The sequence below is a fragment of the Brachybacterium sp. AOP24-D1-21 genome (genome assembly GCF_052378665.1).
Lineage (GTDB): Bacteria > Actinomycetota > Actinomycetes > Actinomycetales > Dermabacteraceae > Brachybacterium.
Genome location: NZ_JBQSXX010000001.1, coordinates 1,017,006 through 1,038,293, shown reverse-complemented (window position 1 = coordinate 1,038,293; position 21,288 = coordinate 1,017,006). Strand labels below are relative to the sequence as shown.

The following is a 21,288-nucleotide window of genomic DNA, read 5'->3' as shown; positions in this document are numbered from 1 at the left end:
ATCCACGGTCCGGTCCCGCCGCGCCCCCGCCATCCCACGCTGGTCTCCTCCCACCGTCCCACGCTGGCTTCCTCCCGCCATCCCACCCATGAAAGGGCCCGCCGTGACTCTCATGTCGTCCCCCCAGGACACCGCCGACATCGCTCCGGCGACCACCTGGCTGCAGCGTGCGATCGATGAGGCCGCGGCCGTCGGCGGCGGTCAGGTCCGCGTTCCCGCGGGAGTCCACCGCACCGGTGCGCTGCGCCTGCGCAGCGGCATCGATCTGCACCTCGAGGCGGGTGCGGTCCTGCAGTTCGTGCCGGATCCGGCGCTGTATCCCGCGGTCGATGCGCGGTGGGAGGGCGCCGTGGGGATCGTGCACTCGCCCTGCCTCTACGCCCACGGCGAGAAGGACATCGCGATCACGGGCCTGGGCGCCATCGACGGGGCGGGGGAGGCCTGGTGGGACACCTTCCGCGACCGCCGCGAGGAGCTCGCCCATCCCCGACCCACCCTGATCGGACTGCATGAGTGTGAGCGGGTCACGATCAAGGACGTCGCCCTGCGCAACTCCCCGGCCTGGACGGTGCACCCCGCGCTCTGCGAGGACGTCACCATCTCCGGGATCAGCATCCGCAACCCTGCGGACTCCCCGAACACGGACGGCATCAACCCGGAGTCCTGCCGCAACGTGCGCATCAGCGACTGCCACATCGACGTGGGCGATGACTGCATCGCCATCAAAGCCGGCACCGAGCGCACCCCGCACCGGGTCGCCACCGAGAACGTCACCGTCACCGGCTGCACCATGGTCCGCGGTCACGGCGGAGTGGTGATCGGCAGCGAGATGAGCGGCGGCGTGCGCAACGTCGTGATCAGCAACTGCATCTTCCAGGGCACCGACCGCGGCATCCGCCTGAAGACCCGCCGAGACCGCGGGGGAGTGGTCGAGAACCTGCGCGTGACCAACATCGTGATGGACGACGTGCTGTGCCCGATCACCGTCAATCCCTTCTACTTCTGCGGGCCCGACGGCAAGGACCCGCACGTCGGCGATCGCGAGGCGCGCCCGGTCGACGCCGGCACCCCGCAGCTGCGCTCCCTGCACCTGGCCCATCTCACCGCCACCAACGTGCACGCTTCCGCCGGGCACATCTTCGGGTTGCCGGAGGCCCCGCTGGAGGACTTCAGCATGCATGACGTGAGCATCAGCTTCGCTGCCGATCCGCGTGCCGCCGCCCCGGAGATGGCGCTGGACGTCCCCGAGCGAGTCCGTTCCGGGATCGAGCTCGGCTTCGTCTCGGGCGGCGAGCTCAGCCGGGTGCGGGTGCGGGGGGCCGACGGTCCCGCAGTCCACACCACCTCATGCACCGACCTCGAGCTCGACGTCAGGGGGAACGATGTCCACCATGGCTGAGCCGCGCCGCACTGGCCGACCTTCCCATCCTTCCCGCACTGGCCGGCCTTCCCGCTCCTCCCGCCCCTCCCGCACCGCGGAGCAGGCTGCCCCGCGGGTATCCCGCACCGCCGAGCTCTGGCTGGTCGGGATCGGGATGGCCCTGTCCTTCGTGGCCCTGGGCGGCTTCGCCCTGGTGATGAACCAGATCGATATGGCCACCTTCGAGCAGGTCGTGATGCCGGCGCTGGTCGGGGCCGAGGCTGATTCCGGTCTCGGCGTCGCAGAGGCTCATGAGCTGGCCCGCACCCTCGCGGCGTGGTTCTCCATCACCCTGATCGCGGTGCTGCTGCTGTCGGCGATCGGCTGGTTCGTGGCCCGTCGGCGCCCCTGGCGGCGCACTGCCGGCTGGTGGATCCTCGCCGCCGGCCTCGCCTGCCTGCTGGGCAGCCAGCTGATCCTGTTCCCTCTTGCCTTCATCTTCTTCGTCGCCGCCGGCTTCTTCGCCCTTCGACCGGTCACGGATGGGAGCCCCTCATGACCACCACGCAGTCCGCCACCACCTCGCCCGTCCAGGCCGTCCTGGCCACCGACCCCCCGCCCCGCCGTCGCCGCCGCCGGGACGACGCCCCGAAGCTGCGACCGTTGACGCGCGGCGAGCAGGTGTTCCGGGTGGTCAACGTGACGATCCTGACGGGCTTCGCGCTGATCTGCGCGATCCCCTTCGTGCACGTCATCGGCAGCTCCTTCGCGACCCCCGGTGAACTCGCCACCAGCAACTTCCTGCTGATCCCGCGCGAGTTCACCCTCGACGCGTACCGCTACATCCTCTCCACCCCCACCATCTTCCGGGCGATCGGGGTCTCGACGATCGTGACCGTGGGCGGCACCTTCCTGAGCTTGGTGGTGACCTCCCTGATGGCCTATGCGCTCGCCAAGCCGTACCTGCTGGGGCGGCGCGCGATCAACTTCATGGTCGTGTTCACGATGCTGTTCAGCGGCGGCATGATCCCCACCTTCATCGTGGTCACCAAGCTGGGACTGCTGGATTCGCTGTGGTCGCTGGTGCTGCCGGTGCTGATCAACGCCTTCAACTTCGTGATCATGCGGAACTTCTTCTCCGGCATCCCGGAGAGCCTTGAGGAGTCCGCCCGCATCGACGGCTGCTCCGAGCTGGGGGTGTTCCTGCGGATCGTGCTGCCGCTGTCGGTCGCCTCGATCGCGACCATCGGCCTGTTCTACGGCGTGACCTACTGGAACACGTACATGCACGCCGTGCTCTACATCAACGACTCCTCGAAGTGGCCGATCCAGGTGCTGCTGCGCCAGATCGTCATCGTCTCCAGCGGCGTGAACGCGGATTCCACGGCGGTCGACGTGGTGCCGCCGGCCCAGTCGGTGAAGATGGCCGTCATCGCCGTGGCGACTCTGCCGATGCTCCTGGTCTACCCCTTCATCCAGCGCTTCTTCGTCAAGGGCGCCCTGATCGGTTCGGTCAAGGGCTGAGCGCGGTGGGGAGAGCCGGAGTAAGCGGAGCCGAGGCGATGGCTGCTGAGCAACAGCGGGAGCACCTGCGCACGCTGCTCGGCCTGCCTGGATTGCCTGGCCTGCCTGGATCGTCCCGACTGCAGAGCCCCGACCCCGAGGCCGGCGAGACAGCGCGCCTCGATTCCCTCCCGTCGACCCCGTCGACCGGAGCCCCCGAAGAGGTGCACGTGCGCACCGCCGAGGGTGTCTCGATCCCGGCCTTCCTCCTGCGCCCCGCCCCGGAGCTCGCCAACGGTGCCGGGGTGGTGCTGATCGCGGGGCACGCCCGCGGCATCGATGACCTGGTGCGCACCGACCCGACCGACGAGTACCACGAGGGCCTCGCGCACAAGCTGGTGCGGGCCGGGCTCACGGTGCTGTGCCCGGAGATGATCAGCTTCGGCCGTCGACGCTTCCCCCGTGCGGAGGGCGCCGAGCCCTACGAGCTGGCCGAGAACTCCTGCGGCATCGATGCCGCTCGCCTGCTTCTGCACGGCCGTCCGGTGATGGGCCAGCGGGTGGCCGACGCACTCGCCGCCGTGCAGGCCCTGCGGCAGCTGCCCGGGGTGGATCCCGGCCGGGTGGGCGTCGCCGGCGGATCCGGGGGCGGGGCAGTCTCGCTCCTGCTCGCCGCAGCGGACCCGTCGATCGCTGCGGCCCTGGTCGCGACGTACTTCTGCAGCTTCGAGGCGAGCCTCTGCTCGATCCGGCACTGCCCCTGCAACATCATCCCCGGACTCCTGCCCGAGCTCGAGATGGCGGACATCGCCGCCCTCGTCGCCCCGCGTCCGCTGATCCTGGAGGCGGGGGAGCGGGACCACATCTTCCCGATCGCGGCGACGAGGGAGTCTTTCGCGCTTCTCGCCCCGGCATGGGAGGCGCACGGCGCTGTCCCTCCCGAGCTCGTGGTCACCGACGGCGGTCACGCCTTCCGTGCGGAGCGCTCCCTCGACGCACTGGTGCAGGCGCTCACGGTCTGAACCCCGCACCGTCTGAACCCCGCACCCGCTGAACCCCGCACGCAGGGCGCGGCGTCGGCGCGCCACCCCACGGCATGTCGCGATCGTCCCCTCCTACGCAAGCATCCCCTCTGAGGTGTCGCATCGCGAGGGCTGCAGCGACACCTCAGAGGGGATACCGACAGGTAACCCGTGCGGATTCGAGATTCTGAACGTGGTCAATCCGGCATGGATGCGGAAATGAGGCGTTCCTGACGTACGTTTAAGGGGTGGACGTTGCTGCGACCTCTGTGACGCGCGCGCCATCAATGACTTGAGACCCTGACCCTTCGACGATGGAGACACCTCCCCATGCCCACCCCCCGCCGTAAGCTCACTGCTCCCCCGCGCCTGCCCCGGAACGGGCTGCGCATCACCGCGCTCGGCGGCCTCGGTGAGGTCGGCCGCAACATGACGGTGTTCGAGTACGCCGGCAAGCTCCTGATCGTCGACTGCGGCGTGCTCTTCCCCGAGGAGCACCAGCCCGGCATCGACGTGATCCTGCCGGACTTCACCTCGATCCGCGACCGGCTCGACGACATCGAGGCCATCGTCCTGACCCATGGTCACGAGGACCACATCGGCGGCGTGCCGTACCTGCTCAAGGAGCGGGGCGACATCCCCCTGATCGGCTCCGAGCTGACCCTGGCGTTCATCACCGCGAAGCTCAAGGAGCATCGCATCACCCCCAAGACCATCCAGGTCGAGGCGGGGGAGCACCGGAAGGCTGGCTCGTTCGACCTCGAGTTCGTCGCGGTCAACCACTCGATCCCGGATGCGCTGGCCGTCATGATCCGCACCAAGGCGGGCAGCGTGCTGCACACCGGTGACTTCAAGATGGACCAGTTCCCGCTGGACAACCGCATCACCGACCTGCGTGCCTTCGCGCGTCTGGGCGAGGAGGGTGTGGATCTCTTCCTCACCGACTCCACCAACGCCGAGGTCCCCGGCTTCACGATGTCCGAGCGGGATCTCAACCCGGCCATCGACCAGGTGTTCACCACCTCGCCGCGGCGGATCATCGTCTCGAGCTTCGCCAGCCACGTGCACCGCATCCAGCAGGTGCTCAACGCCGCCCACGCGAATGGCCGCAAGGTCGCCTTCGTCGGCCGCTCCATGGTGCGCAACATGGGGATCGCCCGCGATCTCGGCTACCTCACCATCCCCAAGGGACTGGTCGTCGACTTCCGCAAGATCCAGTCGATGCCCGATCACAAGGTCACGCTGATCTGCACCGGTTCGCAGGGCGAGCCGATGGCGGCGCTGGCCCGCATGGCCAACGGCGACCACCAGATCCAGGTCGGCGAGGGCGACACCGTGCTGATGGCGAGCTCGCTGATCCCGGGCAACGAGAACGCGATCTACGGGATCATCAACAAGCTCACCGATCTCGGCGCGAACATCGTCCACAAGGGCAACGCGAAGGTCCACGTCTCCGGCCACGCGAGCGCGGGCGAGCTCGTGTACTGCTACAACATCGTGCGTCCGAAGAACGTGATGCCGGTGCATGGCGAGTCCAAGCACCTGCACGCCAACGCCGAGCTGGCCCGTCGCACCGGCGTGCCGGAGGACCACATCGTCATCGCGCAGGACGGCTACACCGTCGACCTGATCGACGGCCACGCGAAGATCTCCGGCAAGGTCGAGGCCGGCCTGGTCTACGTCGACGGGCAGACCATCGGCGCCGCCACCGAGGACACCCTCGCCGAGCGTCGCCTGCTCAGCGGCGGCGGCGTCGTGACCGTGGTGGCCCTGATCGATCCCGACACGTACCAGCCGGTCGAGCCGGTCGAGTTCATGACCAAGGGCTTCGTGCATGACAAGCGCACCTTCGACGGTGCGTCGACCCAGGTCAACAAGGCGCTGGCCCGCGCCAAGCAGGACAAGATCGAGGACATCGGCGCGATCGAGAACATCATCGTCGACACCGTCAGCGGCTACCTGCGCCGCACCTACCGCCGCGAGCCCGCCGTCATGGCCGTGGTGGTCGACGCCTGAGCGACGCCTGGTCGTCAGACTTCTTCCCAAGGCCCCTCCGGCCCGCCTCGCGGCGGCAGTCGGAGGGGCCTTCGGCGATACTGGGCGGATGACGGATCCAGCACTGCAGCTTCTGGTCGGCGGCCTCTCCCGTGAGGAGCTGCGGGGGCGCCTGGAGGCGTCGGCGGTCCAGCTCAATGCGCATGCTGAGGCCCTGCTCGTACACCCCTGCTTCGATGAGCGTGCACCGGAGAGCGTGACGGTCATCCAGCGCCGCGTGGCGGATCTCGGCCGCCCGGAGGGTGGCACTCTGCCAGCGGTCATCGCTGCGGCGCTGCGGCACGACCTCCGGCTCTGCCCGCCCGAGACGGGCCCGTATCTGCGGCTCGCGATGACCTCGCAATCCCAGGCGCCGGATTCCGTGCTCTCCGCGGGGCGCATCCCGACCGGAGCGCTGTATGTGGTCTCTGCTCCGCTGAGCGAGGACGTGGAGTTCCCGAAGGGCTTCTATCTGCGGGTGGTCGACGGAGTGGCGTGGCTGCGCGGGTTCCGCTGCGACGACGACTACGTCTGGCCGCCGGAGAGCGTGATCGCGCTCCGTGCGGCCGAAGAGCGCTGAGCGGCGCGTGACACGAGGTGCGCACGCTCCGGCCCGTGCTCAGCCGCGCCGGTGGGTCCGATGGGCCGACGGGCTCATGCCGTGCTGGGCCCGGAACCGGCGCGAGAAGTACAGCGCGTCGCGGAACCCGACCCGGCGGGCCACGGTGGTGACGGGATCATCGGTCAGCTCCAGCAGACGGGCAGCAAGCTCCATTCGCTGCGCCTCGACATAGCGGGTGAGGGGCGTGCCCACCTGGGCGGAGAACAGGTGGGCCAGACGTGAAGGGGAGAGGTGGGCGACGTCCGCGAGGCGCGCCACGTCGAGCTGCTCGGCAAGATGGGCGTCGATGTGTTCGAGGACCCGCAGCACGCGCTCGTCGAGCTGGCGCCGGCGAGGGTTCTGGGTGTCATACCAGAGCAGCGCCGCTTCGATCCCGTTCAGCGCGAACAGCTCCGGGCGGCCGACGGCGAGGCGCGCAGCGCGTGCCGCCCCGCGCAGCTGCTCGCGCACGCGATGGTCCACCTCCGTGCCCAGCCGGATGCGGCCGATCCCCGGAGCGGCGTCGGGCCAGTCCAGCAGCGCCAGCCAGGTCGCCGGCGGGTGCACATGGCAGAACAGCATGTCCCAGTGGCCGGCGACCAGATCGGTCCCGTAGTCGTGGACGGTGCCTGGGCGCAGCAGCACCCCGTCGCCGGGCGAGGTCGCGACCCGGGTGCCGTCGGCCGCGAGCACCAGACCGCCGCCACCCACGGTGTGCAGCAGCAGCCAGTCCTCGGTCCCCCGGGAGCGCCGCACGTGATAGCCGGTGTCCTGGGTGAGCTCCCCGGCCAGCACGCGTCCGAACTGGGGCGGCGGCAGCTCGAGGGCAGGCCCGCGCGGAGCCGATGCCCGAGATGGCGCAGCAGGATCGTCCATGTCTTCTCCCTTCGATCACCTGGTCCGCAGCAGTGCGTGGACTCAGACTGGCATCATGACGACCACTTCGGAAGCCCCCATCGGCCGCTCGACCCCTGCAGAGCCCACCGGACTCCAGGTCCTCGATGCAGAGGGCCTGGATCCGCGCCGGCTGGCTGATGCCTACGACCGCAACGGCGCGGTGCACCTGCGCGGCGTGCTCACTGCGGAGGAGATCGGCGAGCTGCGCGACAGCTTCACCACCCACATCGAGACCGATGGCAGCGGCGGGTCCTTCGGAGAGATCCCCGAGGGGGACCCGCTGCGTGCCTATCCGCGGATGATCCAGCCGCATCGGGCTGATCATCACCCGGGGCAGCTCGCCCGGCGCTGGCTGCTCGAGAAGCGGGTGATGGGGCGGGTGATCGAGGCAGTGGGCCCGGTATGGGCGGCGCAGTCGATGTTCTACTTCAAGCCGGCCGGTGCTCGCGGTCAGGCCATGCATCAGGACAACTACTTCCTACAGTCCCACCCGGAGACCTGCATCGCGGCCTGGATCGCGGTCGATGACTGCGATGCCGAGAACGGGGCGCTCGGCGTGGTGCCCGGAACCCACCGCTACGAGATCGAATGTCCTGAGGAAGCCGACGCCTCAGAATCGTTCACCACCATCACGGTGAGCATCCCCGCGCACCTTCGGGTCGAGCAGACGGAGATGAAGGCCGGCGACATGCTCATCTTCCACGGCAGCCTGGTGCACGGATCGAAGCCCAACACGAGCACCGACCGTTTCCGTCGTTCGCTGATCTTCCACTACATCCCCGAGGGCAGTCGGGAGGTGGCCGCCGCCTACCAGCCGCTGCTCGACGCTGCGGGTGATGAGGTGCGGATCGACGCCTCCGAGTACGGCGGGGAGTGCGGCGAGGGTTGGGTGGCGCGCAACCACTGAGCGCGGGTGGGCACGGGCGCAGGCACAGGCGCGGGCGGAGCCGAAGTTCCGGTCAGAAGGGTGGTTCGGGCTCGGGCTCGGGCTCGGGTTCGGTGTCCGGAGGCGTGCCGGGCAGCGGTGCCGGGTCGGTGTCCTGGAGGAGCCCGAGGCCGCGCGCTGCCTCCCAGGCGAGCATCTCCTCGTAGACATTCCAGGAGTGCTGGAGGGCTTTGGCGAGTACCGGCGTGAGCAGGTCGTAGTTCTGTCTCGCTCGGATGCGGGCCTGCCCGGCGATGACCCAGGTGGTGCTCCCATCCGGTTCTCGCACCGGATCGATGAGGCCGCGAGTCTTCATCTCATGGTGCTTCCAGCACAATCGATGAAGATTGTCGATCTCCGTCTGGCCGCCATTCTCGGGATTCTCGTGATCGTACTCTTCGATATGATCCGCTTCTCCCACGGTGCAGACATTTCTGGTGCATCCGGGGACGGCGCATACGGGATCGAGGAGGCGCAGATGCTCTTGCATCGAAGGCGTGGGCGAATATCGTGTGGGATGCAGTGGGAGGAAGGCGCCTTTGGCGGGTTCGGTGAGAATTCGGTACCAGGTGCTTTCGCCAGCCGCGAGGTGGCGGGCCATCGACGCGGGCAGCGGGATCGTTCCGTCGATCGTTCCGGGGGCCTCTGATTCGCCGAGCAGCGTCATTGCGGGGACGACGACGTTGAGCCGAAGTCGACTCCCCGGGACTTCGATGCCCCCGGTGTCGAGCATGGTGCGGGTGAGGATCGCATAGCGCAGGGCCGCGAGGGTCAGATGGTGGCCGTCGCGGGCGGCGTCGCCATCGATGTCGAAGGGGACGGGGCGACCTTCCTCGAGGGCATGGCGCTGGTCGTTCTGGACAGCACGCGCGGCGGCGTCGAGGCGGTGGGAGAGGGCGATGATCTCGTGGACAGGCCCGGTGATCCCGAGGCGGGCGGTGCCGTCATGCTCCGGATTCACCTCGAGGGCGACGTCGCGCTGCTCGGCAGGCGTGGACCGCACGGCAGTCGTGCCGAACCAGGCGATCAGCTTCCCGAGCTCCCGAGAGAACCGATCGCAGCTGATGTTCTCGAGATCCCAGTCCGCCACCCGCTCATCGACCTGCCAACACTGGTCGGAGGTGAGACGACGCACGCGGCGCAGCAGCTGCTCGAACCAGGCGACAGGGAGGTGTCCGGCTTCGAGGCGTGCGAGGGTGCGCGGGAGGGAGGTGACGGCGGTGCAGGCATCCCGGAGCAGCGACCGAGCCTGGTCCAGGGTGACTCGACGCGCATCGGCGACGAGGATCGCGTAGGTGTCTCCGTCGTCATCCGCGCCATCCGTGTCGTCCCAGAGCGTCGCAAGCTTGCGCAGTCGCTCTGCGTAGCCGCGGGCTTCCTCATGATGCGTGGCGAAGAGTTCCTGCGCCGCATGGACCTCGAGAGACCCTGGCTCGCACCAGGCGTGCGCGGCGAAGCCCTCCGGATCCAGCGGCTTACGGGCGCGGACCGGCGTGCGCGGGGGCTCCGTCTCTCGGGCGGGTTCGGAGGCTTCCTGCAAGGACTGGCCAGCTGCCTTCTTGCCGGAGGCGGCGGAGCCTCGGGGCGGCCGTGTTTCCATGGTGGAAGACATTCCCCGCCCCTTTCTCGGTCGTTCTTGCACGTTCGGAAGCTGTGCATCAAGCATCGCGTTCAACTTTCCTTCTCTTCTCAATATTTTACGCCAAGGGACGCCTTCCCGCTAGGGCCGGAGGCGCAATTGTGGATTTTGTGGATAACCCGGCAGTGTGGAGGAGAGATGACATTCGGAAATGCTGTCGTATGGCGGGAGGAAATGTGGATAACCCTGCTGTGGGGAGGAACGGTGAGGGCCGCGTGGCGGCACAGCTGGGGGAGGGGGCAGGCCGGGGGGCCCAGGTCGGTAGTGATCTGGATGGAGGGGCCAGGCCGACAGCGATCCGGATGGAGGAGCCAGGCCGGTAGTGATCCGGCCGGTAGCGATCCGGCGGGCCTCGACAGCTTGCCCCCAGCCCGCCCCAGCCGCCCCTCGCAGACGCGAGAGAATGGTCGACATGACCGACCATGTCGACTCCGGGCCCGCGAAGGGGACACCCCTTCGGGAGGATCTGCCCTTTCGTGTGATCGCCGGCGTCTGGGTGATCACGGGAGGGCTGGTCGCCGCGGTGACGGGCCCGCTCGCGCTCGAGCACGGTTCCTGGGCTGCGGCCTTCCAGGTGCTCGTCGGCGGTGTGTTGCAGGCAGGTCTCGGCGTGTCCCAGCACGCCCTCGCGGCGCGGCGTCCCTCGCCCGGCATGCTCCGGGCTGAGCTGCTGACCTGGAACCTGGGGTGCCTCGCGGTGATCGTCGGGACGATGCTCTCGTCGCCGTGGATCGTCGATGTCGGCGGGCTGCTGCTCGTGGTGACGATAGTGCTGATGATCCGTGCCGTCGGCCGCGGCGCGAAGGGCCCGGTCTGGGCGTCGTGGACCTATCGGGCGGTGCTCGTGCTGACCGTGGTGAGCATCCCGATCGGTCTGCTCCTCGCGCACCTGCGGGCCGGCTGAGCAGGAGAGGTCAGCACTGGTCCCAGGCGAGCACCGCGTCGACGAGCCGAGTTCCGGGCAGGGCGCTGTCCAGACGCAGCAGCGGCTTCTCCAGGGACTCGAGCCACGCTTCATGGCCTCCCCGGCTGCGCCCGGTGAAGGACGGATCGTCGTAGCTGCGAGCCCAGTTCCGGAACTCCTCCCAGGCAGCGGGATCGAAGCTCTGTCCCGCTCGCCGGACTGCTTCGCGGGTCTCGAGCCTGCGCAGGCGCTCCTCCGGATCAAGAGTCAGGAACACGACGGCATCGCACTGTGCCACGACGCTCTCCCCCCAGCCGAGCAGCGAGCCGGACAGCACCCACGCCTCACGCGGCACGAAGATGGCCTCCATGAGAGCAATCCGATCTGCTGCGGGCCGCTTCCGGGTGTAGGGCGGGCTGGACGGGAGCCAGAAGTAGTCATCCGCATCGGCATGGGGCACAGCCCAGCGATCGGCCAGGGCGCGCGCGAGCGTCGTCGTCCCGGAGCCGCTGGCTCCCATGATGAGGATCCTGGAACGCTGCATGCTTCTATTCTCGGGCCCGGACGCGCCCTATCGCACCCTTCACCCTATGGCGCCGCGTGCCGCTCACCGGTACACGCTCACTGGTACGAGACGAACCAGGGCCGGGGCTCGACCTCGTAGGTCTGCTCCGGAGTGAACATGGGGGAGTCCTCGTCGTAGAAGTTCTTCCACGCCATGAAGATCCCCTCCGGCAGATCCCGTTGCAGGGCCCGCCAGGTCTCGAGCTTGTCCCCGGGCGCCCCATGGCCGTCGGCATGCAGGGTGATCGCCAGCTCCGGGTGGGAGGTGTCGATGTCCTGCCGGTCGCTGATCATGGACAGGCTGAACTGGTGGAGGATCAGGAGCTTCTGCGGGAGGCTGTGCTCGGCAGTGAGGGCGGCCAGCCACTCGGCGACCTCGTTGACCTCGGCCGCGGAGACCGATCCGATCTGTGCGAGGTGCTTCTGTCCGGCTTCGAGCCGCCATTCCGCATCCAGCGCCAGGCCCACGTGAGGTGCGGTCAGCAAGTCCTCGTAGAGACGCGCCTGGGTGAGGAAGTCCGTCGTGCCGGGCTGCAGGTCCAGCACCACATAGACCCCGGCCTCGCCGGCTGCCTCGACCCATTCGCGCAGCAGCTCGGGATCTCGCTCGGTGGAGTAGTCGCCATCCCCGCCCGGCTCCGAGGAGGCCATGGTGGTGATGATCTCGAAGGCCGGGATCACCGGCTCCCCGGTGAGGCCCGCGTATTCCGCGGCGAGTTCCTGGATCCGCGTGATCGCCTCCGGCATCTCCTGCTCGCCGAGGATTCCGAGCGAGGGGACGCCGGGGGAGCCGTAGGCGGCGATCATCCGCCGGTCTGGGAAAGCGGTGTGGCCGCCGCCCGGCAGCTGCGGGGTGCGGAGCGTCCGTTCGAGGGCGGCGGGCCAGTCGTCGGCCGCGCCGAAGCTCGCCCCGAGTGCGAGCACGCCGGTGGCCGGATCCTCGCCCGCCGCCTCCGCGACCGCCGCGATCGTCTCGCTGCTGCGGCCGAGCACCCCGCCGGGGATCTCGGCGAGGCTGCCGCCGACGGCTTGGATGACGGCCGATGCGAGGACCTGGGTGGGAAGTGCTGCCTCGGGGTCCACGAGCAGGGTCACCGCGACGCTCGGCCCGGACCTGCTGAGCTCGGGCAGATCCGGGTCATCCTGCGCCGCGGGATCGTCCTCGACGATCTCCAACCCGTCATCGAGCGCGCTGAGGTCCGTGCCGCTCGCGGTCACCACGGCGACGGCCCCGAGCCGAGAGATCTCCTCCCTGACGCCCTGGCCGGTGCCGACCAGCAGCGGCATGCCGGTGGAGGCGCTCACGGGAGCGAGTGCTGCGAGAGTCTGCGGGGTCGCGACCACGACCGCATTGGCTGCCGCGAACAGGGCGGAGCTGAGGGCGAGCGCGGTCTGGACGAGATCCTCGCCGGGCAGCACGGTCGAGGCGGGGGCGGCGTCGACGACGTCGATGCGGAGCTGCCCGTCCTCCTCGTCGGTGCAGGCGCCGAGGGTCCCGGTCATCGCGAGCGCCGTGAGTCCGACGACCCCCGCGAACCCTCGACGGCTCAGCACCGCCCGACCGCGCAGCACCGCTCGACCCTGTCCTCGTGCCTTCACAGCATCACGCACCTTCTGTCGACAGCAGGCTCGCGGTCCTTCCCTCGCCGGGATCCGCAGCCGGCGCCATGGTGTCAGACTTCCGCGACCTCAGACGTCCGCGGGCTGTGCAGGGCGGCGGCATTGAGCTCCACCGGCTCCATCCCGGTCAACCGGACGCTCACCACCCGGTTCCCGCAGCGCACCCGGTGCGTGCCGAGCGCTCCCGGGCCCGTCGCCTGCAGCTGGACAGAGGTGAGAGCGCCGTCGCTCCACGCCATGTCCACCGCGACACCGGGGCGGGCGAGCAGCCCGCGCACGGACCCGTCGGCCATCACCGGTGGCAGCGCCGGGAGCAGCTCGATCTCCCTGCGATGGCTCTGCAGCAGGCATTCGGCGAGGGCTGCGACGATGCCGAGGTTCCCGTCGATCTGGAACGGCGGATGGGCGGAGAACAGGTTCGGGTAGAGGCCGCTGCGCTCGCCGTCGGCGGTCTCGGCGGGGCGCAGGTACAGCTCGAGCAGGGCCTGCACCCGATCTCCTCGATGCAGGCGTGCCCAGAGGCAGGCCTTCCACACCAGGGACCAGCCGGTGGCGTCGTCTCCGCGGGCTTCGAGGGAGCGGGCCACGGCCTGCTCCGTCCGCGAATCGACCGGGCCGTTGCCGGGGTAGAGGAAGCCCAGGTGGGAGACGTGCCGGTGATGCGGTTCGGCCTCGGCGAGACCATCGCGATGCCACTCGAGCAGACGGCCGTCGGCCCCGATCCTCGGGCCCGGCACCAGCGCGAGCGCCGAGGCTGTGCGCTGCACCACCGGATCCTGCTCCTGGCCCAGCAGCGCCGCGGCCTCCAGCAGGTGCTGGGCGCACTCGTGCAGCAGCCATCGGTCCATCCCGGTGCCCTCGCTGAGGCTGACCGCGGCGCCACCGGGCGTGGCCCCGTCGGTGAGCCAGAGATTCTCCGGCGAGGTCGAGGGGAAGGTGGCCAGATGGCCGTCGGCGCTCTCATGGAGCAGGCAGAGTGCGAAGGAGACCGCCTCTTTGAGCGCCGGGAAGCGGTCGCGGGCGATCTCGACCGCGTCGCGTCCGCTGAAGCTCGCCAGGGAGTCCAGCTCCCGTTCGAGCCATAGCCCGCCCATCGGCCAGGTCGACCAGGAGGGCTCGCCCCGCACCGGATCGGTGTACCCCCAGGGATCGGAATTGTGGTGCACCGTCCAGCCGTCGGCCCCGTAGAGCCGGCGCGCGGTCTCCTGCCCGGCGGTGCGCAGCATCGCCACGTACTGCTCGAGCGCCGCGGCGGCCTCCGGCACCTGGGCGACGCCGGCCGCCCAGTGATTCATCTCGAGATTGATGTTCACCGTGTAGTTCGAGGACCACGGTGCCTCGAGGCGCGCGTTCCACAAGCCCTGCAGGTTCGCGGGCGGGAGCCCGGGTCGTGAGGCGGAGGCCAGCAGATGGCGGCCGTAGGCGAAGCTGGTGGCGAGCAGCTCCGCCTCGGGGGAGCCGCTCAGCTCGAGCGCGACCTCGCCGGCGCCCGGCAGCGGGGTGGCGCGATGGCGCCGGTGCAGCTCGTCCTCACCGCGGGCGAGAGCCGACTCCGCCTGTGCCGACGCCTCGTCGATGGCCTCCTGCACGTCTCTGTCCGGAGCCTGCCCGAGGCCCTGCCAGGTGGTGGCCACTGCGCAGACCAACAGCAGGCGCTCGTGCTGCACCTGCCAGCGCACCACGACCGCCGCACGGCTGGCCCCGGCGCTCTCCCAGGCGACCTCCTGCTCGCGTCGGAACTGCCCGGCGGGGATGTCCGACGGGGCGCGCAGCAGGATCGTGAGCCCGTCGGCGCTGGCCTCGCGACGCTCCTCGACCAGGGGAGAGGTGAACTCGAGGGACGGGACTGCGCCGTCGGGGCAGGGTGCGGTGTGGACGAGGACCTCGTCGGCCCGGCTGATGAAGCTCAGCTGCTCCCCGGACTCGCCCAGCACCCGGTGCTCGGCGTGCTCGAGGTCCAGGATCCGCTCCGCCAGAACAGCGGGCACGGCAGCGGGAGAGCCGGCCTCCCCGATGCCCTCGAAACGCACGCACAGGTCGCCGACCGGCAGATATGCCTGCGACCATGACGCACCCAGGTGCTCGATCTCCTGCTGGGCCGCGGGCACGTCGCCGTTCTCGAACAGGGCACGGGAACGGGCCAGGGCCGCTCCGGCCTCGCGGCGGCCGGTGCGGTGCGGAGCATCCGTCTGGGGCCCGCCGGACCACAGGGTGGATTCGTTGAGCGAGAACCGGGCGGCATCGGGATCGCCCCAGATCATCGCGCCGAGGCGCCCGTTGCCCAGGGGGAGAGCTTCGAGCCAGCGCTCGGCGGGGCCCTGGCGGTGGAGGGCGAGGGGAGAGGTCACGGAGGGTGCCTTTCATGGGGCGCGGGATGAGCTGGGCCTGCCCACCCGATGCGCCGTCGTCGACCGCATCCCCGGAGAGACCGCTGTACCGATGTTCCTACGGGCACTGCTGCGAGCGGAGCCACTCCTTGCCCGATGTTGCCGCCTCGCAGGGCTCCGCGGCGGGCTCCGGGCAGGGATGCCCAGGTGGGGCGCCCAGGTGGCAGCGGGGTGGGGCGGGGCGCGCGAGCGCAGGCAAGGGCTTGCCCAGTGGTCGACACCATGATCTAATGGACGAAAGGAAAGCGGTTGCCGTCGGGCATCGAAGCTCGCGGGCCACGGGACACCAGGGAGCAGCAGCATGGCTACACGCAGGATCGGGATCATTGTCAACGGCGCCACGGGGCGGATGGGCTATCGCCAGCACCTGGTGCGGTCCCTGCTCGCCATCCAGGAGCAGGGTGGCGTGGAGCTCGCTGACGGCGACCGCCTCCTGCCGGACCTGCTACTGGTCGGGCGCAACGAGGAGAAGCTGCGCGGAGTGGCCGAGAAGCACGGCCTGACGAAGTGGACGACCGACGTCGATGAGGCGCTCGCGAACCCCGACTATGAGGTCTACTTCGACGCGCTGGTGACGAACCTGCGGGTCGCGAACCTCAAGAAGGCGATCGCCGCCGGCAAGGCGATCTACACCGAGAAGCCCACGGCGGAGTCCTTCGAGGACGCGCTCGAGCTCGCGACACTCGCCAAGGAGCACGGCACCGTCAACGGCGTCGTCCACGACAAGCTCTACCTGCCCGGCCTGCTCAAGCTGCGCCGCCTGATCGACTCCGGCTTCTTCGGCGAGATCCTCTCCGTGCGCGGCGAGTTCGGCTACTGGGTCTACGAGGGGGACTGGCAGCAGGCGCAGCGCCCCTCCTGGAACTACCGCAGCGAGGACGGCGGCGGCATCGTCGCGGACATGTTCCCCCACTGGAACTACGTCATCGAGGAGCTGTTCGGCCGCATCGAGGACGTCTACGCCCAGACCGCCACCCACATCGGGAAGCGCTGGGATGAGAAGGGCCAGGAGTACGTCGCGACCGCCGACGACGCGGCCTACGGCGTCTTCCGCCTCGAGGGCGGCACCGTGGTGCAGATGAACTCCAGCTGGGATGTGCGCGTCCACCGCGATGAGCTCGTCGAGTTCCAGGTCGACGGCACGAAGGGCAGCGCCGTCGTCGGCCTGCACGGCGCGCGCATCCAGCCGCGCGAGGCGACCCCGAAGCCCGTGTGGAACCCCGATGTCAAGGACGGCCACGACTACCGGGCCGACTGGATCGAGGTGCCGGACAACGAGCAGTTCGACAACGGCTTCAAGGTGCAGTGGGAGGACTTCCTGCGCCACTATGTTGAGGGTCGCGAGTACCCCTTCGACTTCCTCTCGGGCGCTCGGGGCGTGCGCCTCGCCGAGGCCGGGCTCACCAGCTCCGCCGAGGGTCGTCGGATCGCGCTCGACCCGCTGACGGAGGTGTGAGCGCCGTGAGTGACCTGCAGCTGACACTGCTGGATGAGGGCGGTGCGCTGCGCTCGATACCGCTCGCCGGCGCGCCCGCCTTCGCCACGCCGACCGCGCCGCTGCGCTCCCGCGTGGTCTATGCGGCGGTGCACGTGGTCCCGCAGGTGCACGGGGACAACACCCCCGGCGCCCCGGCGGACATCGACTGGGATGCCACGCTCGCCTTCCGCCGCACGATGTGGTCCCGCGGGCTCGGGGTGGCCGACGCGATGGACACCGCCCAGCGCAACATGGGCCTGGATCCGGTCGCGACCCGCGAGCTCATCACTCGCACGGCCGACGCCGCCCGCGCCGCGCTCGCGGATCCGGAGATCTCCGCCGTGTTCCCGGCCGGTGCGACAGTGAGCGATCTGGTGGTCGCCGGGGTCAACACCGACCAGCGCAGCGAGCATGAGCTCAGCCTGGACGAGATCACCGAGGCCTATATCGAACAGCTTCGCGCCACCGAGGCCACCGGCGCCGGCGCTGTGCTGATGGCCAGCCGCCACCTCGCGCGCGCCGCGACGACCGCGGCCGAGTACGAGGACGTCTACCGCCGGGTGCTCGACGCGGCCACCGCACCTGTCGTGCTGCACTGGCTGGGCACCGTGTTCGATCCGCAGCTCGAGGGCTACTTCGGCAGTTCGACGAGCGCGGACGCTGCAGAGACGATGCTGCGCATCATCGAGGCGGATCCCGCGAAGATCCGCGGGGTGAAGATGAGCCTGCTGGATGACGCCGCAGAGATCGCGGTGCGCGAGCGGCTCCCCGAGGGCGTGCGGATGCTCACCGGGGACGACTTCCACTTCTCCCACCTCATCGTGGGCGACGGCACCTTCACCGCCGATACCGGGGGAGAGCAGGTGCTCGGGAAGTACTCCGACGCTTTGCTGGGTGCCTTCGCCGCGACCGCTCCCGCCGCGTCCGCCGCAGTGCAGGCGCTGGATGCGGGCGATCCAGCCGAGGCCTCGCGGATCCTGGACGCCTCAGAGGAGCTGGGCCGCCACATCTTCTCCGCCCCCACCCCCCACTACAAGACCGGGGTCGCCTTCCTGGCCTGGCTCAACGGCCACCAGCAGGCGTTCGTCATGGTGGGCGGCATGCACTCGGCCCGCAGCCTCCCGCACCTCTCGCGCACCATCGAGCTCGCCGCCACCACCGGCAATCTTGAGCAACCTGCGCTGGCCGCCGAACGCTGGCACGGCATGCTGCGCCAGGCCGGCTACGAGATCGCGGCCGATGGAACCACCTCGAACGGAGATGCCGCATGACCACCTCACCCTCCCTTACCTCGCCCTCCGCGCGGCTCGGCACCGGGACCCCGCGCCTGTCCCTGAATCGCTGGAGCTTCCGCACCACCCCGCTCCAGGACTTCCTCGAGGCCACGACCGCCCGGGGGATCGACGCGGTGGGTCTGTGGCGCCAGGACGTCGCGGAGGTCGGGCTGGATGCCCTGCGGCGCCGGGTCGACGATGCGGGGCTGCGCGTGAGCAGCCTGTGCCGCGGCGGCTTCCTCACCGCCTCCGCCGAGGTCGACAGGGAGGCGGCGCTGACGGACAACCGTCGCGCGATCGACGAGACCGCCACACTCGGAGCGCCCACCCTGGTGCTCGTCGTCGGCGGAGTGGACAAGGCGGACAAGGACATCATCGGCGCCCGGACCCGGGTCACCGAGGCCGTCGCCGAGCTCGCCCCCTATGCCGCCGAGCGCGGGGTGACGCTGTCCATCGAACCGCTGCACCCGATGTTCGCCGCGGACCGCGCCGTGGTCTCCACCATCGACCAGGCCCTCGACATCGCTGAAGCGTCCGGCAGCGCGGCCGCAGGTGTCGTCGTGGACACTTATCACGTGTGGTGGGATCCGTATCTCGAGCGCGCCATCCAGCGTGCCGCGGCAGCGGATCGCCTGTTCAGCTACCAGGTGTGCGACTGGAACCTGCCGCTGGCCGCGGAGCCGCTGAACTCCCGCGGCTACATGGGCGACGGCTTCATCGACTTCCCGTCGATCACCCGCATGATCAAGGCCGCCGGCTACACCGGCGACATCGAGGTCGAGATCTTCAACGAGGACGTCTGGGCCACCCCGGCCGACGAGTCCGCGAAGATCATCGCCGAGCGCTTCGAACAGCTGGTGCTGCCTTTCGCCTGACGACGAACTGCGAGGAACGAGCGGGAGGAGTCGGGCAATCGGATGGAGCCTTGAGCTGAGGGACCGAATCGTGGAGATGACATCGCCGCTGCGCACTGCGTGGGGACTCGAGGTCGATGCTGAGGATGAGCATGGCGTCGGCCCGGAGGCAGCTGCTCGCGCCGTCCTGCCCATCAAGCTGTCCCGGGCTCTCGATGGGGCGCGGGAACGGATCCCCCTTCCCGCCCGACCTTCCGTGCAGCTGCGGGAGGCGATGACCGCCCCGGCGCTCGCGTCCGCCGCGGATCCGCTGCCCTTCCCGCTGCTGAGCCGGTACACGCGGTTCTGGCGCGAGGGCGTGCGCACCGACTATGAGGACGAGGTGCGCCGGCTCGGCATCATGACCGGGGAGGCCGTGCTCGCCGCCCTCGCCACGGGGGAGGCCCGCTGGGTCGACCGGGCGGCCGACGGGCTGATGCTGCTGTGCGAGCTCTCGACCTGGTGCTGGGTCGCCCACGAACAGGCGCATGACCTGCGGGGATGGGTGGTCCCGGATCCGGAGGCGCCGATCGTTGATCTGGGCGCGGCACAGACCCTCCAGGTGATCGCCTGGGCGGATCTTGCCCTGGGGGAGGAGCTCGACGAGCGCGTGCCGGGGCTGCGGCAGCGGCTGCGATGGGAGGCGCGGCGGCGCGTGTTCGACCCCTACCTGGCGCGTCGCGACTGGCATTGGCTGCATGGGGCGGCGCACAACTGGACCGGGTGGATCCATCAGCATCTGCTCACCGCTGCCCTCTTCCTGCTCGAGGAGGAGTCGGACCGCGGGACCCGCGATGCCGTCCTCGCCCTCTCGATCGCTCAGCTGGACCGCTACCTCGCCTCCTTCCCGGCCGACGGGGGGATCGATGAGGGGTTCTCCTACTTCTGGAACGGCGCCTCGCGGCTGCTGGAAGCCATCGACCTGCTGATCACCGCCTCCGGAGGCACCCTGAGCCGGGACGCGGTGACAGGAATCGACGTCATCGCCCGGTTGCTGCGCTATCCGCAGGGCATGGACCTCGGTGGGGGCTGGTTCGTCAACGTCGCCGACGGCCCGGCCCGGCCTCCCGCCGACGAGCTGCCCTGGGACGTGCTGCACCGCTGGGGCCGACACCTCGGCGCGGACGACGTGGTCGCCCAGGCCCTCGCCCATCGCGGCGACCGTCCGATCCCGCGGGTGCAGCCCCAGCTCGGCCTCGGGCGGGTGCTGACCGCCCTCGGCGACAAGCACTGGGCGGCTGCCGACAGCGCCGGAGCTCGACCGCCGTACCCTGCCCGGACCTGGCTGCCAGAGGTCCAGCTGCTGGTGGCGCGGGAACGCGAGGGTGATCCCTCCGGGCTCGCGCTCGCCGCCAAGGGCGGTCACAACGACGAGGCCCACAACCACCTCGACGTGGGCTCCTACCTGGTCGCTCTCGATGGCGCCCCGGTGCTGATCGACCTCGGCCAGCCCACCTACACCGCGCTGACCTTCACCGATCGCCGCTATGAGATCTGGACCATGACCAGCTCCTGGCACAACCTGCCCGAGATCCGGGGGCACCAGCAGGGCGTCGGCCCCGAGTACCGCGCCCGCGAGGTGACCGCACGACTGAGCCGATCGGCGCAGGGCCTGTCGGGGACGGGCTCCTCAGCGTCGGGCTCCTCGACTCCCGACGACCAGAATCGCGGGGCGACCTCGACGCTCGAGCTCGAGCTCGCGGCGGCGTATCCGGTGGAGGCCGGGCTGCGCTCCTACCGCCGGAGCATCTCCCTGGACCGAGGGGCCGGGCCGGGCGCCGAGCCGGGCGCCGTGGCAGGTGCCGTGGTGCGGATCGAGGACACCTGGCTCCTGGATCCCGTCGGCCCCGCCGAGCGCGCGTCCGCCCCGGACGCCCCTGCCGTCCCTGCCGTTCCTGACGTGGTGCTGAACCACGTGATCGCCGGCGACCCGATCGACCACCGCCCCGGCCTGCTGCTGGTGCGTGCTCCGTCCGGGGCGCTCGCCGAGATCCGTTGGGCCCCCGCGCTCGGCAGCGGGACGCTCGAGCGCCGGGAGATCGGGGACCCGTTGCTCGCCGCCTCCTGGGGAGCAGCGGTGCACCGCCTGCGCCTGACCGTTGCTGATGCCGGGACGGCGACGGTCACGGTGCGCTCCGCCGGGAGCGATGCGCCGCGGTGACGGTCCGCCTCAGTGAGGTGCGACGTC

The 21,288-nt window shown here is 70.0% G+C and carries 17 protein-coding genes; 12 read left to right on the top strand and 5 right to left on the bottom strand.

All coding sequences use genetic code 11. From position 1 onward, the window contains the following. The first annotated feature begins 112 nt into the window (after positions 1 to 112). The 6 genes from ACT3UF_RS04665 to ACT3UF_RS04640 all read left to right on the top strand — a co-directional run bounded on the left by ACT3UF_RS04665 (position 113) and on the right by ACT3UF_RS04640 (position 6,499). Entirely contained in the window at positions 113 to 1,399 is a 1,287-nt protein-coding gene (locus ACT3UF_RS04665) for a glycoside hydrolase family 28 protein (RefSeq protein ID WP_444599484.1), read from the top strand. Then, positions 1,392 to 1,919: a hypothetical protein gene (locus ACT3UF_RS04660; RefSeq protein ID WP_444599485.1), complete on the top strand. Its 528-nt coding sequence runs from the start codon at positions 1,392 to 1,394 to the stop codon at positions 1,917 to 1,919. Before ACT3UF_RS04665 ends, ACT3UF_RS04660 begins: the two co-directional genes overlap by 8 nt. Next, positions 1,916 to 2,884, top strand: a complete 969-nt coding sequence (locus tag ACT3UF_RS04655) for a carbohydrate ABC transporter permease (protein ID WP_444599486.1) — start codon at positions 1,916 to 1,918, stop codon at positions 2,882 to 2,884. Before ACT3UF_RS04660 ends, ACT3UF_RS04655 begins: the two co-directional genes overlap by 4 nt. Before the next feature lie 38 nt (positions 2,885 to 2,922). Next, positions 2,923 to 3,885, top strand: a complete 963-nt coding sequence (locus ACT3UF_RS04650) for a dienelactone hydrolase family protein (protein WP_444608111.1) — start codon at positions 2,923 to 2,925, stop codon at positions 3,883 to 3,885. 330 nt (positions 3,886 to 4,215) lie between these two features. Then, positions 4,216 to 5,901: a ribonuclease J gene (locus tag ACT3UF_RS04645; RefSeq protein WP_441445199.1), complete on the top strand. Its 1,686-nt coding sequence runs from the start codon at positions 4,216 to 4,218 to the stop codon at positions 5,899 to 5,901. A gap of 88 nt (positions 5,902 to 5,989) precedes the next feature. Beyond that, positions 5,990 to 6,499 carry a hypothetical protein gene (locus ACT3UF_RS04640; protein ID WP_444599487.1) on the top strand — a complete coding sequence of 170 codons (510 nt, stop codon included), beginning with the start codon at positions 5,990 to 5,992 and terminating at the stop codon, positions 6,497 to 6,499. A 39-nt stretch (positions 6,500 to 6,538) separates the two neighbouring features. On the opposite strand, the gene ACT3UF_RS04635 is transcribed toward ACT3UF_RS04640, so the two are convergent. Next, the gene (locus ACT3UF_RS04635) at positions 6,539 to 7,396 is read right to left on the bottom strand and encodes a helix-turn-helix domain-containing protein (RefSeq protein ID WP_444599488.1); all 858 of its coding nucleotides are present in this window, start codon (positions 7,394 to 7,396) and stop codon (positions 6,539 to 6,541) included. A 55-nt stretch (positions 7,397 to 7,451) separates the two neighbouring features. Here ACT3UF_RS04635 and ACT3UF_RS04630 point away from each other — a divergent pair, with 55 nt between their 5' ends. Next, the gene (locus ACT3UF_RS04630; protein ID WP_441445202.1) at positions 7,452 to 8,324 is read left to right on the top strand and encodes a phytanoyl-CoA dioxygenase family protein; all 873 of its coding nucleotides are present in this window, start codon (positions 7,452 to 7,454) and stop codon (positions 8,322 to 8,324) included. 52 nt (positions 8,325 to 8,376) lie between these two features. Here the strand turns inward: ACT3UF_RS04630 and ACT3UF_RS04625 are convergent, their stop codons facing one another. Further along, entirely contained in the window at positions 8,377 to 9,954 is a 1,578-nt protein-coding gene (locus tag ACT3UF_RS04625; protein WP_444608110.1) for a DUF222 domain-containing protein, read from the bottom strand. Between the two features lie 439 nt (positions 9,955 to 10,393). Between ACT3UF_RS04625 and ACT3UF_RS04620 the strand changes: the two genes are divergently transcribed. Then, the gene (locus tag ACT3UF_RS04620; protein ID WP_441445949.1) at positions 10,394 to 10,885 is read left to right on the top strand and encodes a hypothetical protein; all 492 of its coding nucleotides are present in this window, start codon (positions 10,394 to 10,396) and stop codon (positions 10,883 to 10,885) included. A 10-nt stretch (positions 10,886 to 10,895) separates the two neighbouring features. Here the strand turns inward: ACT3UF_RS04620 and ACT3UF_RS04615 are convergent, their stop codons facing one another. From ACT3UF_RS04615 to ACT3UF_RS04605, 3 genes are all read right to left on the bottom strand, one after another. Further along, complete coding sequence (locus ACT3UF_RS04615) at positions 10,896 to 11,429, bottom strand: AAA family ATPase (RefSeq protein WP_441445948.1); 534 nt, start codon at positions 11,427 to 11,429, stop codon at positions 10,896 to 10,898. A 77-nt stretch (positions 11,430 to 11,506) separates the two neighbouring features. Continuing rightward, positions 11,507 to 13,048, bottom strand: coding sequence for a hypothetical protein (locus ACT3UF_RS04610; protein ID WP_441445947.1), 1,542 nt, complete (start codon positions 13,046 to 13,048; stop codon positions 11,507 to 11,509). A gap of 74 nt (positions 13,049 to 13,122) precedes the next feature. Beyond that, positions 13,123 to 15,417: a glycosyl hydrolase family 95 catalytic domain-containing protein gene (locus ACT3UF_RS04605; protein WP_441445946.1), complete on the bottom strand. Its 2,295-nt coding sequence runs from the start codon at positions 15,415 to 15,417 to the stop codon at positions 13,123 to 13,125. A 340-nt stretch (positions 15,418 to 15,757) separates the two neighbouring features. Here ACT3UF_RS04605 and ACT3UF_RS04600 point away from each other — a divergent pair, with 340 nt between their 5' ends. From ACT3UF_RS04600 to ACT3UF_RS04585, 4 genes are all read left to right on the top strand, one after another. Next, on the top strand, positions 15,758 to 16,912 hold the full coding sequence (locus ACT3UF_RS04600; protein ID WP_441445945.1) for a Gfo/Idh/MocA family protein: 1,155 nt from the start codon (positions 15,758 to 15,760) through the stop codon (positions 16,910 to 16,912). A gap of 5 nt (positions 16,913 to 16,917) precedes the next feature. Then, positions 16,918 to 18,204, top strand: coding sequence for a DUF993 family protein (locus ACT3UF_RS04595; RefSeq protein ID WP_441445944.1), 1,287 nt, complete (start codon positions 16,918 to 16,920; stop codon positions 18,202 to 18,204). Beyond that, positions 18,201 to 19,082, top strand: coding sequence for a sugar phosphate isomerase/epimerase family protein (locus ACT3UF_RS04590; protein ID WP_441445943.1), 882 nt, complete (start codon positions 18,201 to 18,203; stop codon positions 19,080 to 19,082). Before ACT3UF_RS04595 ends, ACT3UF_RS04590 begins: the two co-directional genes overlap by 4 nt. Before the next feature lie 76 nt (positions 19,083 to 19,158). Continuing rightward, on the top strand, positions 19,159 to 21,261 hold the full coding sequence (locus ACT3UF_RS04585; RefSeq protein ID WP_441445942.1) for a heparinase II/III domain-containing protein: 2,103 nt from the start codon (positions 19,159 to 19,161) through the stop codon (positions 21,259 to 21,261). Positions 21,262 to 21,288 lie beyond the last annotated feature (27 nt).